We start from the raw sequence: 14347 nt of genomic DNA, 5'->3' as shown, positions 1-14347 counted from the left end.
GCATGAAAAGCGGGGTACTTCCAAAGCTATCCGTATATTTCGTGCTCATATTATTTTCACTGCTTATGATTATTCCCTTCCTGGTTATGCTCTTTACTTCCTTTAAGGGAGATAATGAGTTTAGTCTTGGAGCGAATACCCTTCTCCCTATGGAATGGCACCCTGAAAATTTTGTGCGTGCGATGGCGAAGACAAGTTGGGCCACCTATTTTAAAAATTCAACGATAGTCACACTTGTTGCCGTTGGAGGAAGCATGTTTTTTAATTCACTGGCTGGTTACACATTTGCCCGGCTGCATTTTAAAGGTAGAGATTTCATTTTTATTATGCTGCTTATCGGTTTGATGGTCCCGCCTCAGGTGACGATTATCCCACAATTTCTGATTATGAAATCGATGCCTTTATTTGGCGGCAATGACTTATTCGGCAGCGGTGGGAATGGTTGGATTAACTCTTACTTTGCTCTCATCATACCGGAGCTGTCGGGCTCCTTTGGGATTTTTCTGGCTCGTCAGTTTTATATGCAGTTTCCGCGGGCATTGGATGATGCGGCATATATCGATGGGGCCGGCTTTTTACGCAGCTTTCTATCGATCTATTTACCACAAAGCGGGCCGCTCATCGCTACCTTGGGTATATTCAAAACCGTTTCCGTATGGAACGACTTTTTTCATCCATTAATTTATTCTACAAGTGAAAGTATGCGAACCGTTCAATTGGGTCTGCAGGTATTCAATGGTGAGCACACGATTCAATATAATTTGCTTATGGCTGCAACCGTCGTTGTTTCCTTGCCTTTAGTCGTGATGTTCTTTATTTTCCAAAAGCAGTTTATTAAAAGTTTAATTTCCAGCAGTGTTAAGGGTTGAAGTTATAGGATTGAGAGGAGATCGATATATGAAAGCGATCATGGTTATGTTTGACAGCTTAAACCGGCATATGCTTCCGGCGTATGGTTGCGATTGGATTCATGCCCCCAATTTCAAAAGATTGGCACAGCAAACGGCTGTTTTTGACAACGCTTATGTCGGGAGTATGCCCTGCATGCCTGCAAGAAGAGAGCTCCAGACAGGGCGTTATAATTTCCTTCATCGCAGTTGGGGACCTCTGGAGCCTTATGACGATTCAGTGGCAGAGCTTCTTCGCAATAATGGCGTATATACCCATCTGGTTACTGACCATCAGCATTATTGGGAGGATGGCGGTTGCACCTATCATAACCGTTATCATTCTTACGAGCTTATCCGTGGCCAGGAGGGCGATCCATGGAAGGGCCAGGTTAAGGACCCCGAGCATCCCGACATGCTGGGCGGACATCGGGCTGGCAATCTGATCCGTCAGGACTGGGTCAATCGCCAATACATCCGGGAAGAAGCCGAATATCCACAAGCCAAAACATTCGCAGCCGGTATGGAATTTATTCGTACCAACGCAGACCAGAACAACTGGTTTTTGCAATTGGAGACCTTTGATCCCCACGAGCCCTTCCGTGCACCCGAGAATTATAGAGCGTTGTATCCGCATGATAATGAAGGCAAGCATTTTGACTGGCCACCGTATAGTCGTGTGACCCAAACCCCGGAGGAAGTTGCACATCTGCGTTATGAATATGCGGCTCTGCTCAGCATGTGCGATGCTTATCTTGGGAAGGTATTAGATATGATGGACGAGTTAAATTTGTGGGAGGATACGCTGCTTATCGTCAATACGGACCACGGATTTTTACTTGGAGAGCATGATTGGTGGGCAAAGATGGTGCAGCCTTTTTATAATGAAGTGTCCCGTATGCCGTTATTTATTTGGGATCCGCGCAGCCGGATCCAGGGAGTCCGCAGAAGCAGTTTGGTACAAACCATTGATCTTGCGCCCACCCTGCTTGAATTTTTCGGTGCTGCTATTCCGGAAGGGATGCAGGGCAAGCCACTCAAAGAGACAATTGCTTCTGATCAGTCTGTACGGGAGGCAGCCCTATTCGGTATACACGGAGGGCACGTAAATTGCACGGATGGGCGATATGTCTATATGCGGGCACCAGCAACAGCGACCAATGAGCCGCTATACAACTATACGTTGATGCCAACCCATATGCGGACTATGTTCAGCTTGGAGGAACTGAGAGCAGCTACGCTGGCTGAACCCTTTGCCTTTACCAAGGGAGTCAAACCTCTGAAAACACAGGCAAATTCGCAGGTGCAATATCATTCATTTGGTACACTATTATTTGATCAGCTCCATGATCCACAGCAAAACCAGCCATTAGAGAATGCAGCGGTTGAACAGCTTATGATCGATCATATGATAAGGATGATGAAAGACAACGATGCACCCATTGAGCAGTTTCAGCGTCTTGGTTTGGTGTAATCCTTATGGTCAAACAATAATACGCTACGCTGTAAAAGCTATTCAGGCCGCAGTGACAGCTCACGAAAATCAACCCAGCCATAGGGGTTGATTTTTTCTGTTCCGAGCAGGTTCGGATGGTAAAAGGCAGCATGCCGCAAATGGTAAAGAAAATGCAGCGCATCATGATGCAGCAGCAAAGTTTCCACTTCTCGCAAAAGTACGGATCGGGCTGCGGAATCCGTTTCATTGGCGATGGCAGCATACCTTTGATCAAGCTCGATTAACAAAACCGGATCAACGAAGCGATGGACCCCATAGCTTTCATAGAGCAGTACATGCATCAGCGACCACTCCCGATTATTCGTTGTAATAGCGTTAAGCAGCACGATATCCGCATGATCTACCGCTCCAGGTCGACTGAATTGTTCATAGGGCAGCACGTGAATGTGTACAGGGATGCCTGCGGATTCACACCGCTGCTGAATCCACTGAGCCGTCTGCTCAAGCGAATTGTTCAAGATGGAGTGTGTGTACAGCTGAAGCGAATTTTGATAACCATCGGTTTGTAAAGAAACCATCGTATCTGATGTAGCCACTTCCTGCTCTGTCTCTACGTCCTCGGTCCCATGCTCCACCTTGCTCTCTACCGTTACCTGAGCCGCTATTGCTGCACTCCAATCCGGAAAAAAGCTGTAAGCGGCTCCGATCCGATTACCTGCAAGCTCCGCCACACACTGTTCGGGCTGCAAAAGCTTATGCAGCCTGCGCCGCATAGCAGGGTCCTGTAACGGTCCTTGCTTGCGACCGTTCATGATCATGAACGTGCAGCCTCCCTCTGTCTGCTCCATAATCGTGGTCCCCTTTGGAGCATGCGCATGAATTTGGAACGGATGCGTGTAGAGAATAGGTTGTCCGCCTAAACCACCATCGGACATTTTTTGTGTGAGCAGTTCCTTCAATATCCAAATTTCAACCTTATCCAGCTGTGCCCTCTCCCGATAATAGTCCGCAAATGCCTCCAGAACCACCATCTCTGCGTCATTCCGTAACAGCTTAAATGGCCCAGTTCCTATAGGTAGACGCTCATTATTTTCGTTTGTCTGACATGAAATAATGGATGCCTTCGGTGCAGCCAGATAATGCAGCAGCAAGGAGCTTGGTGCTGCCAGTTGAATACGCAGCGCATACCGATGTGTAGCCTCTATCTCGCGAATATGAAGTACCTTCCATTCTGAGCACAGTCTATCTCGTTCCTGGTTTGCGCAATCCGAATCCAACTGGCTAAGGCGCATGAGCGTATGATGGACATCTGCGGACGTCAGCTCTTTTTTATTATGAAAAAGGACACCTTTACGCAAATAAAACATCCATACGGTCCCATCCCCATTCTGCTCCCAGTGCACAGCAAGCCGGGGTACAAAAACTGCATTCGAACAATCCCATTCAACAAGTGTGTCAAAAAGCTGACCCATCATATGCAGCTCTGTCCTGAGGGTGGCGTTGATCGGATCCAGCAGAGGCATTTCCCGGTAAAAAGGAAGCCGCAGCAAATCGATGTGCCCCTTCTTAGTTGGCGTGGATTGGATGCCAAATTGCTTATAGATCGAATCTGTTATTTGTTGTTGAAGAGGTGAGCTCGGATCATACCGACGCATAAGCTCCATCGCTTGCGAATACTGACCTTTGTCTATTTTGGTCTGGACCCATGAGCGGATTACGTTTTCCGACTCCATGTTAAATGTAATTATGGAACGATTCCCTCTACCACGCCCAGGCTGCCACTCGATCCACCCCAGCTCCTGACATTGCTTCACAATCAGCTTCACGTTGCGCGGTGTGCAGCACAACACTTCTGCGAGCTGCTCCAGTGAAACCTCTACAGGCTCTTTTTCTGCATAGCCGCAAAATTCCCTTAGCTTCAAGTAGTGATAAGCAATTTGCATACAAATCTCCTTAAACAGAGTGATGATTAAAAAAGGGGAAAATAAATTAAAGAAAGTCTACTCTTTTTATCCCCTTTTTACAAGCTTACTATGGAGTTACCAACAGCCTTGTAAGAAGGGAAGTAGCTTATTATGGATGCAGAAAGGAAAGTTAAAAACAATAGCAACATAGGGGTGTGGCAGCGTCCAAACGGGGGGCTTTCGATGATTCGTGCGCTTTCTATTGCAGCGGCTGTCTTCGTAACGCTACTGTGGTCCTCCTCTTACATTTTGAATCAATATGCGTTTGCTGAGGGCGTAGGTCCCTTTACCCTTGCAGGCATGCGCTACAGCGCAGCGGCGTTGACCTTATGGGTGGTGCTGCGGCTTCGTGATCGAAAGCACGCTCAGGAAAATGGAGTACATGAGGATCACAGCGTTCATACAGAAGTTTCACAGGGGAAATGGAAGCTGACCTGGAAAAACTATTTATTTCTTGGAATTACCGGGTTTATTCTGGCTCAAGGACTTCAGTATGCAGGCCAATTTTATTTGACCCCTATGCAGTCCAACATGTTCCTATCGGTGGGAAATATGCTGTTCCTGCTCGTTATTGACGCGCTTTGGCTGCGTGAGCTAAAAGGCCGCGCCACCTTCCTCGCTGTTCTCGCAGCTATGGCTGGCATCGTCATTTACTATTATCCGTGGCATTTTGCCCAAAGCAGTTTGATCGGCATCAGCTTGATCCTGCTATCCTGTGTTGGCAATGCTGTGCACTTGACCTATTCCCGTTATTTGCTTACCCGAAAACAAACAGCCCCTTCGGCACTCGTTCTTACACCAATGCTGATCGGGGCTGCAGGTATGCTGTTAACTGGATTTATTCTAGAGGGTATTCCGCCTTATTCATTAAAGCTGATCCTCATTCTGTTATGGCTTGGACCCATCAACGGAGCGTTGGCCTTTACACTTTGGGCTTGGTCGCAAAAGCAGCTGCGCGCCTATGAAAGCAGCCTTATCAATAATTTAATGCTGCTGGAGGTTGCCCTGATGGATATCTTGTTTCTCGGACGCAGTATCACCTATTTACAAGCAGGCTCGTTGTGTATCGCCGGAACGGCCATTGTTGCTGTTCAGCTTGCGCCGTTGTTGAAAAAGCATAAACAATAACTCAATTAGAAGTCCAGTGAATAAGTCCCGCTTCACGGCCAAATATCCTTCCGATCGCTGTTGTTTCCGGCGAGCGCTGACGCTTCTCCAGGATCATTTGGCCGCTCCGCTCATTATTCACCGGACCTCTAGGCATCAGAAATTTCTACTATTGCCATTTACCCTTAAGCTTGCGGCAGTCGAAAATGTGCGAACGGCTTGCCATAACGCGAATATTCACTGACCCGGTCAAGCTCCTGCAGTTGATCGGCATTCAGCTCAATCGATAAGCTTTTGTAATTTTCCTCAAGCTGAGCAGCACCTGAAGCTCCAACAATAACGGTCGATACGACAGGGTTGTGCATCAGCCAGGATAGTGACAGATTGCCGGGAGTACAGTCCCACTTGGCAGCCAATTCACTGACGCTTTGACTCAGCTGCAATCTTTCATCCGTCAAAAACTTGCCAAAGTTAGGATCTTTATCGGCCCGTGATCCTTCAGGTGCTGCACCTACGGATGTGTATTTCCCTGTCAGAATGCCACCTGCCAGTGGGAAATACGGAATGATGCCCACACCTTGATCCAGAGAAATGGGAACAAGCTCCTGTTCAGGGGTCCGATCAGCCAGCGAATAACAAATTTGATGAGAAATAAAACGGTTCCAGCCCTGACGCTCGCTGATCCCCAGTGCTTTCATCAGCTCCCATGCAGCGTAGTTGGACGCACCAATATAGCGTACCTTGCCTGAGCTAACCATGTCTTCCAGCGTTCTGAGCGTTTCTTCGAGCGGAGTCTCTGGATCAAACGTATGTATTTGGTATAAGTCCACATAATCCGTTTTTAGCCGACGCAGACTACCTTCGAGCTCCTGCTGAAGATGAAATCGCGAAGATCCCCGTTCGTTAGGGCCACTGCCGCGGACTAGTCCTGCCTTCGTCGCTAATACAACCTCATGTCGCTTGCCTTCCAAAGCCAGCCCGATAATACGCTCCGACTCGGATTTGGTATATATATTAGCGGTATCGATGAAATTGATGCCTTTGTCTATCGCCTGCCCAATAATCCGGATCGACTCTTCCTGGTCGGCCCTCCCTCCTAATGCATTGGTACCCAATCCCAGTAATGAGACCTTTAATCCACTATTGCCCAGTTTACGATATTTCATCTGATATCCTCCTAGAGTTTCGATTTGGATCATTTCCACAAGTACCATTATACATCAAAGGATTGTAGGGGCGTTAACCATGCCGCAGGAAGGGGATGCTATCTACTGCTGCCCTATTCCCTGATTTGTCCAGCTAGGATCCCTGCTCTTCTTATGACAGCAATCCGTTCTTCACGTCCTTCAACCTTCTGAATGATTTCAATTGCAGTATCAAAATTCGTTATGACATATCCTGTTTTTTCGTACACTTGGGACATTTCAATAAATCTCTTCACTTTAGTTAAATAATAAATGCGGTATGAATCAAATTCCTTCCAATACCAACAGGCAAAAGGGATTCTTTCATCCATTAATTCAATTCCTGCTTCCTCTAACGCTTCTCTATCCATGCCTTCGAATAATGATTCATTTTTTTCTAATCTTCCGCCTATGGTAGTTAATACCTGTTCATCCGTATCCCAAACCATGACCACATTTCCGTTATCCAGGACAGGTATGCAATGAACACCGCTAACAGGCTTATCCGTCGGTACTTCAGTAATAAATGTTAACATCTCTACGATACCTCCAATAGGATGGTATATGTTATATAATGGTTAAGATAGGGTGCCTAGTCTTGTGTGTTTCTGAGAGTAATCACAGCCTGGAGGTGAGTCATGATACAATTATTATTTTGGCCATTAATGATTTGCTCGGTGATCACATCTTTGCTTGGAGTCATATTTAGCCGTTCCAGCTTATTGTACATTTCCGCTTGTTTAATATTGCCTCTATCACTTTATCTTTCTGCAACACCAAGATTTTCAATTTGGGGACTTGTGTTCCCATTGTTGTATATGGGCTCAGCAGTTTCGATTAATAAAAGGGCAAGGTTGTTGTCCGTAATTCTTCTTTTTCCAGTTTATTTCCTTATTGCCTGGCTCGGTTACGTAGTAATTAATCAATAAAATACGTTAGACTCGTAATAATGTTACAGATAATAGTTATTCATTCAAATCGCTTTTGTGAATGGTTACTATTCTCTATATGCTTCATTTCCTCGTATGCTTCTTTCAGCCAGGGATGTACAACTTTAAGCGTGTCCTTACGTTCCCATAAGAATTGGATATATGAAAAAGCCCCATGGGCTAATGAAATTTTCAAGCTCCTGTGAAGCTTTTGAATATAGGGCGGTTCACCCGGTTGATCCCAAGCCACCTTATCCGCTACGAATAACACTTGATCAAGTTGGGTGGATCGAGCTCTCAAGGTAGTATGACAACCTACTGCATCCAATATTTCTGTATCTGTGATTTTGAAAATATCTTTTGCCATAGCTTTAGAGAGCTTCTGGTGAATAATCATTGGAAAAAATTCTTCTTCAGGCAAAACTTCAATCTGCAGCTCTCTTGACACAACGATTCGCTGATTATTTGGAAACACAGCACTAATATCGTGTAACCAACCGGATATTTCGGCCGCTTCGGGATTGGCATCAAATAATAACGCTATCCTTCTTGCTTCTGTACCCACATCCATGCAATGCTCTGCCGTCTTGCTGCAGTTGTTAGCCGATAGAAATAAGTAGATATCGTGCTTTAAGTCACCCGTAAATTGAATGTTTTGTGTAACATCTTTAAATATGGAATGCATTGCGGCACCACCCTTTTCCTTATAATTTGTTTAGACAGTACACGGGTAAGATGGCTCAGTTATTTTGCATAACACTGCAATTGGTGATCCTCAATCAATTCGATATGTCTTTTATCCCTTGCATATTGGGTAATATGGCTCGCTATATTGGGATACAGAACTACGGCTTCCAATTCTTCTAAGGGCACCCATTTGACACCGACTTGGTGGGGATCGGGATTCTCTGGCAGCTGAGGGACAGATCCTTTTTGAAGACTACAGTCAAAAATAATATTGAGTCCTGGAATACTGGATTCATATTGACCGGATTGCTTGTGTGGGGAATATTCATATAGGAATGCGACGGGGCCAACATGGATTGCAGCATCCGTTTCCTCAAGTAACTCTCTTCTTAACGTATCGATGATCGTTTCTCCGGACTCCACCCCACCACCTGGCAAATTGTAATGGTATTGATCATTTTCGTAATACTCAATCAGCAGCACTTTTCCTTCATTAAGTATCAGCGCAGTGGGCCTTACTCTTATCGGATATGTCATCATATACCTCCCAGACATCCATGATTTGATGTAAGTAATATTATAACTTCAAATTGGAATTTATGGTAAAAATAAACGCAATTTGAACAATAACAAGAACCCTGTAACCACAAAGCTAAATAAAAAAGACCGGAATGTTAAAAGTAACGTCCCAGTCTTTCCGTATGTATTATTTATGATGTGTTATCTGACAAGTAGCTGAGGTGATTGTTACAGCCACCCTCAAGCACCTCATGAGATGAGCGCACTCAACAGTGGATAATCAGCGCGTAAAATGCCATATATGATACACTTACATGAGCAGGAACACCCCGTAGCTATGATTGTTGGGCAGGAGGAAAATATGCATCCCATAACCGTCATCGAAATAACCGCTTCCGTTATTTGTGTAGTCTTACTTTTTATAATTGCTATGCTCATTCCGAAAAAGGCTAGAAAAATCAGTTTATTCCTTGTTTTATCTATAACGTTGGTATTGATTTCATGGTTTGCCGTTCGCCCCTATTGGATAGATTACCAAGTCTCCATAAAAACAGAGCAGCTCAACCTGTATCTGAAACAGAAATATCCAAACCAAGAGTGGAAAATCGATCGAAAAGTAGGAAGACAATATAATCCTTATTCCCTGGATGTGACGTTTGAGAATGAAAAGGATTGGACTTACTCTTATCTGGTAAGGGACAACCAAACAATTTCACAAAATGGTTACAGTGTGCCCGATGGTAAAAGCCCCGAGGATGGACAACACCACGAGACTACGGGACAATAACGTATGATCAACCTAATGTATGCATGCCCGCAGTGCCATGGTAGATATGGCAGCAAACTATAAAGAAAACGAGGGTACGAGGATGAAAAAAGAACTTGAGTTACAAGAACTAAAGGCATTGAAAGAGAACAAGGTTCTTCACACTATGAGGGCTTATATAACACCAGCAGACGAAAAAAAGGAAGAAGATTTCGACCAGCCCTATATGATGGAGGATGTGGATTGCTGCGGAATCATATTAGACAACTTTATTAACCGATTATCCACCTGCACAACCAAGGATGAAATTATGGAAGGTGTGAAATCTGTCGTAGGACAATTGAACACAATAAATGGCCGTTGTGACTATTCATTAATTGAAACAGATCAACGTGAAGATTTATGCGCTTTTATTATTATGGCTGTCAATCTTGCAGGGTATCAAACGGACGAGGACGTCACCGAGGAATGGCGTGAATAGTAATGAGCCATCGACAGATCAAAATCAACTTCCTCAATAAATTCAATAACCTCACCATTCGGACTGTAAATAACAGCGTTTTTGACAATGAGTGGGGGTTCGCCAAGAGACAGCTGACCCGGTTCTATATATGTGCTGGCCCCATGAGCCAAGGCTTTATGATACATATCGTCTACATTATCAACATAAAAGGCCAAGTGTAATAACGCTCCGTGAGCTATTTCCGCATCGGACGTTGCTTTTTTCCCTTGTGCCGGAATGACCGCTTCGTTATCAAAAATTTCAATACACGTTCTTTGGTCAGGTGAAACCAGCATCGAAGCTTCTTTGATCAGGAAAGACGGCAGACTCCAATGATGACCTACTTTAAATCCTAAAACTTCAGTATAAAATAAAATGGTTGCTTGATAATCTTTGGCTTGTATCGCCACATGCGCGATTCCCTTTACGCTCATCACTAATCTCTCCTCGATCTATAAGTTGTTTTTTTATTATAGTTATATTTTTCTGTAGAATATATACTAAAAGCGAGGGTTTATATTAGAATAGTTATTAAATATAAGTTAATTTCTCTTAAATACCTTACTTTATAAAATAGATTTGGAGGCCGCCGAATATGGATCATCTGATCGATGATATTGATAAAAAGATTATGCAATTACTGCAGCATCATGCGCGAATGTCCATTTCCCAAATCAGTAAAGAAATCTCCATGTCTCAACCATCGGTTAAAGAAAGAATCTTGAAGCTCGAAGAGAAAAAAATCATTTCCGGGTATGGTACCGTATTTAATTTGCGGGAGCTGAATCGAGGTACGACCACTTTTATTCTAATCAAGACAGAACGCTGCCAAGAGCTAGTGGACTTTTGTAAAGAGGCCAGGGAAGTAACGGATTTATTTCGCATCAGCGGGGAGTTCAATTATCTTATCCAGGTACAAACAGCATCCATTGAGGAGCTTGCCGAATTCCAAGACTCACTTGTAGAGCTCGGACCTTCCAAATCTCATATTAGTATGAAAAACATATTTGAAAACAGGATTTTACTCTAAATCAGCCCTCATCCAGATTCCCGGGCAACCCATATCTGAATTCAAAAAAAAGAGGCGACTTCCAGGAAGCCACCACTCCGATCTCTATTACAAATAAACCTTGATTGATTTAATCTCAAATGCATGAAAGTCCAGAGAAACCTCGGAATCAGTTAGCACAAGCTCCTCCTGTTCCTCCTCCAGCATATTGATGAGCGCAACCTTACTGGGACGAGTTCCAAAACGCAGCTTCATCCCTCGGACGGCAGAACGCTCCGCCTCATACAGCCTGACCACGTAAGCATGGTCTTCCTCCGCCGGCTTAATGGCTTCCACAATGACATTCGTTGCCTTGACCTCCAGCAGTGACGCGGCTGCTTGCCCAGTAACTTTTCCCATCACTGATAGAACAGGAATATTCAACTCATAAGCAGGTCGAATTACCGTTTCAGTGCTGAATGCGCCCTGATGCGGCAGCAAAGAATACGTCACCTCGTGTACACCCTCGTCACCGCGCGGATCGGGATGGCAGCCGCCTTTATGAAGCGACAGTCGAATATCGGCTCCGTCTACAGAAATCCCGTATTTACAATCGTTAAGTATAGCAACGCCAAACCGGGATTCCGACAAATCGGTCCACTTGTGCGTGCACACCTCAAACATCGCTTGGTCGTAGGACGTATTCGTGTGGGTAGAGCGCTCCACATGCCCGAATTGAATTTCATGCCTCGCGGTCTGGCTCCAAATGTCCACATCAAATCCGACCTTCAACAGCTGATGCTTCTCCTTCCAATCGATGATAGTATGGAAATCCACCCGCGGGCTATCTACGTAAAATACGATATCCTGCTGGAGTGTAGAACGATAGCCAATCTGGTACTCACTGCGGATTCGAAGCTGCAGCGGTCCGTTGGCTGCCAATTCACGATGAAGCAAATTCGTCTGCGCAGCCAGCTTGCCGTTCACATCCATATCAATATCCCAATTGTCCCATGACCCTGGCAGATCCTCTCCCATCAAGAATGTGTTCAGCGGATGCCCGCTGCCGCGCAGCTCCCTGCCTGTAGGCTTATCGATGAACGAGGAGATATAACCATGATCATCAAATATAAGGCTTGCATAGGGGGTTTCCAACCGTATGCCATCATATTCGAAGGGAGAAGACGAGTCTGCCGTTCCCTGATCGAGCGCAATGACCACCGCCCCTAGTGCTGGAATTTCCACACCTCCGACGAGCAGCTTCCCGCGTCCGGCAGCATCTTCAATATATTGGCTCTGCAGCGATGGATCGGCAGCAATGAGGCCTGTCTCGATTCCTTCCAATTCAAACGTTCCCGTACGGGCCCAGCTCAATGTATTCCAAACGGTAACCGCATGCGGACTGGGCTCGACAGATGCTGTCAGATAGCTATTCGTCAGCTCCTTAGCCTCGATAATAACATCCTTTAACTCCTGAATAGCCTGATCATGTACTTCCGGTATGGACGTGCCTGGCAAAATATCATGGAATTGATTGATCAGCAAAATTTCATGAATTTCGTCGCGCCGTGGCGAAGGTTCGTGTTGTCCCTGCAGCCATCCTGAAACCTCGATGATTTCAAGGTCGCGCAGCGCCAGCTCCGCTTTGCGGTTGTTCCTTTTGATCTCGTGCATTTGTGTAAGCGTCCCGCGGTGCCCTTCAAAGTACAGCTCCCCGACAAATGCTGGAGGCTGTACAGCAGTTTCCTCCAGCTCCTTCATAAAACGGGCTACCGTCGTATGCTCGGCTTTTGGCGAGCCCTCCACATCTTGAACACGCCTTGCCGTTTCCAGCATTTCATATTGAGGGCCTCCGCCCCCATCCCCATATCCGTATGAAATGAGACGGCGGTCATTCACCTGTTTATGCTGGATATCGTTTTTTATTGCCCAGCCCTTGTTCTGGCTCGTTCCATAAATGCGATTAATCAACGTTTCCGCATCCGGCCAGCAGTGGATAAAGTTAAAATGGGTTAATACGGTTGTCCCGTCAAGCCCCGTCCATTGGAAGGTGTCATATGGGAACAGGTTCGTATCATTCCAGGAAAGCTTTGTAGTCAGAAAGTATTGAATATGGAACCCTGCCAAAATCTGCGGAATCGCCGCGCTGTAGCCAAACGTATCAGGGAGCCAGAAGGTATCCGCCGTATAACCAAAATGCTCACGTGTGTAACGCTGCCCTTTCAGAAACTGGCGGACCAATGACTCACCCGACACCAGATTGCAGTCGCATTCAATCCATACGCCCCCATTCGGCTCCCAACGTCCTTCCAATATGCGCTGCTTCATCCCTTCGAAGATATCGGGATAATGCCTTCTCATCAATTCCGTATGAAAGGCTGAGCTTTGCACAAAGGTATATTCCGGGTATTGCTTCATCAGGCTGAGTACATTCGCATAAGTGCGGGCACATTTGCGAATCGTTTCCTCGCGCGTCCACAGCCAAGCTGTATCCATATGGGAGTGGCCAACTATGCCGGCAAGCGGAGCCGAATCGCCATTCCTCTGCTCCAGCAACGGCTTCATAATCGCCCGGGCTTTGTCGAGAGCAGGCCTCCACACACACTCTTCTGTTTCGTCCGGTGATTGAACCAGCACCTGAAACACCTCAAGCAGGGCGTTGACGATTTTCCCTTTGCGGAATGCATCGACTACCTCCGAGCTCACAAGCTGGTTCAATATCCGCAGATCGAACACAAAATCTTTGACATCATCCCGGCGCTGCATGATATCGATCGACTTGAACAAACGTTCAAAGCGGTTCGGATAGCCGTCATGTGAGCGGTAATTTTCGTAAGGCTGCGTACCTACACACGGATGACCGGCGTAGCTCTCAAAAGCCAGCTCAAAAGCCGTTCCGGCCTCTGAGCCTTCGGTCAGCAGCAGCGTATGATGGTTGCCACGGTTGGCCGCCTCCTTCACATGTGTGAAAATCCCGTCCGGCTTTCCGTTTACCCAGAACAACGCCTCGACACCGTCCGTATGCGCACTGACATATAAGGGCTGCCCCTTCAAAGCATCCGGCACAAGATACATGCCCTTGAACCAGGCCGAGCTCCATTCTTGGCCCCAGGCCATTCCTTGCCGGATCGGCTGCCATGGCTTCTCAGGACCCGGAACTTCATATCTGTGCTCAGCCGTCTCCCAATAGTGGACAGCAACCTCATCCAGCTTTTCAAATATATAATCCGTGTAAATCTCGTCCAGCTTCCTCAATTTACTTAAGGTCTTGGCGATTTGCTTTTCGTGAATCATCTGTGTTCACAGCTCCTCAGAGAAAATAAACGAACGGCTGCTTGTCATAACTTCAGCCGCCCGC

At 46.0% G+C, this 14347-nt stretch carries 13 protein-coding genes; 6 read left to right on the top strand and 7 right to left on the bottom strand.

Features of this window, described 5'->3' with window-relative positions; all coding sequences use genetic code 11:
* Nucleotides 1–2: 2 nt before the first annotated feature.
* Nucleotides 3–869: a carbohydrate ABC transporter permease gene (locus tag OB236_RS23315; RefSeq protein WP_076235102.1), complete on the top strand. Its 867-nt coding sequence runs from the start codon at nucleotides 3–5 to the stop codon at nucleotides 867–869.
* 28 nt (nucleotides 870–897) lie between these two features.
* Nucleotides 898–2361, top strand: coding sequence for a sulfatase (locus OB236_RS23310; RefSeq protein ID WP_262686126.1), 1464 nt, complete (start codon nucleotides 898–900; stop codon nucleotides 2359–2361).
* A 38-nt stretch (nucleotides 2362–2399) separates the two neighbouring features.
* Here the strand turns inward: OB236_RS23310 and OB236_RS23305 are convergent, their stop codons facing one another.
* Nucleotides 2400–4286 (bottom strand): ABC transporter substrate-binding protein, encoded by a 1887-nt coding sequence (locus OB236_RS23305; RefSeq protein ID WP_262686125.1) that lies wholly within the window; start codon nucleotides 4284–4286, stop codon nucleotides 2400–2402.
* A 132-nt stretch (nucleotides 4287–4418) separates the two neighbouring features.
* On the opposite strand from OB236_RS23305, the gene OB236_RS23300 reads away from it, so the two are divergent.
* Nucleotides 4419–5435: a DMT family transporter gene (locus OB236_RS23300; RefSeq protein WP_262686124.1), complete on the top strand. Its 1017-nt coding sequence runs from the start codon at nucleotides 4419–4421 to the stop codon at nucleotides 5433–5435.
* Between the two features lie 164 nt (nucleotides 5436–5599).
* Here OB236_RS23300 and OB236_RS23295 read toward each other — a convergent pair whose 3' ends face one another.
* The 4 genes from OB236_RS23295 to OB236_RS23280 form a co-directional block, all read right to left on the bottom strand.
* Nucleotides 5600–6580 (bottom strand): aldo/keto reductase, encoded by a 981-nt coding sequence (locus OB236_RS23295; RefSeq protein WP_262686123.1) that lies wholly within the window; start codon nucleotides 6578–6580, stop codon nucleotides 5600–5602.
* Nucleotides 6581–6693: 113 nt separating this feature from the next.
* Complete coding sequence (locus OB236_RS23290) at nucleotides 6694–7134, bottom strand: NUDIX hydrolase (RefSeq protein WP_262686122.1); 441 nt, start codon at nucleotides 7132–7134, stop codon at nucleotides 6694–6696.
* A 433-nt stretch (nucleotides 7135–7567) separates the two neighbouring features.
* Nucleotides 7568–8212, bottom strand: coding sequence for an HD domain-containing protein (locus OB236_RS23285; RefSeq protein WP_262686121.1), 645 nt, complete (start codon nucleotides 8210–8212; stop codon nucleotides 7568–7570).
* 59 nt (nucleotides 8213–8271) lie between these two features.
* Nucleotides 8272–8751, bottom strand: coding sequence for an NUDIX domain-containing protein (locus tag OB236_RS23280; protein WP_262686120.1), 480 nt, complete (start codon nucleotides 8749–8751; stop codon nucleotides 8272–8274).
* 343 nt (nucleotides 8752–9094) lie between these two features.
* Here OB236_RS23280 and OB236_RS23275 point away from each other — a divergent pair, with 343 nt between their 5' ends.
* Entirely contained in the window at nucleotides 9095–9520 is a 426-nt protein-coding gene (locus tag OB236_RS23275) for a hypothetical protein (protein ID WP_262686119.1), read from the top strand.
* Nucleotides 9521–9602: 82 nt separating this feature from the next.
* Entirely contained in the window at nucleotides 9603–9980 is a 378-nt protein-coding gene (locus OB236_RS23270) for a hypothetical protein (protein WP_262686118.1), read from the top strand.
* Here the strand turns inward: OB236_RS23270 and OB236_RS23265 are convergent.
* The gene (locus OB236_RS23265; protein ID WP_262686117.1) at nucleotides 9941–10435 is read right to left on the bottom strand and encodes a VOC family protein; all 495 of its coding nucleotides are present in this window, start codon (nucleotides 10433–10435) and stop codon (nucleotides 9941–9943) included. The two genes, OB236_RS23270 and OB236_RS23265, sit on opposite strands and share 40 nt — an antisense overlap.
* Nucleotides 10436–10596: 161 nt before the next feature.
* Between OB236_RS23265 and OB236_RS23260 the strand changes: the two genes are divergently transcribed.
* Nucleotides 10597–11031, top strand: coding sequence for an Lrp/AsnC family transcriptional regulator (locus OB236_RS23260; protein WP_262686116.1), 435 nt, complete (start codon nucleotides 10597–10599; stop codon nucleotides 11029–11031).
* An 87-nt stretch (nucleotides 11032–11118) separates the two neighbouring features.
* Here the strand turns inward: OB236_RS23260 and OB236_RS23255 are convergent, their stop codons facing one another.
* On the bottom strand, nucleotides 11119–14283 hold the full coding sequence (locus OB236_RS23255; protein ID WP_262686115.1) for an alpha-mannosidase: 3165 nt from the start codon (nucleotides 14281–14283) through the stop codon (nucleotides 11119–11121).
* Nucleotides 14284–14347 lie beyond the last annotated feature (64 nt).

The sequence above is a fragment of the Paenibacillus baimaensis genome (assembly GCF_025567575.1).
This window is presented reverse-complemented; position numbering and strand designations above follow the sequence as displayed.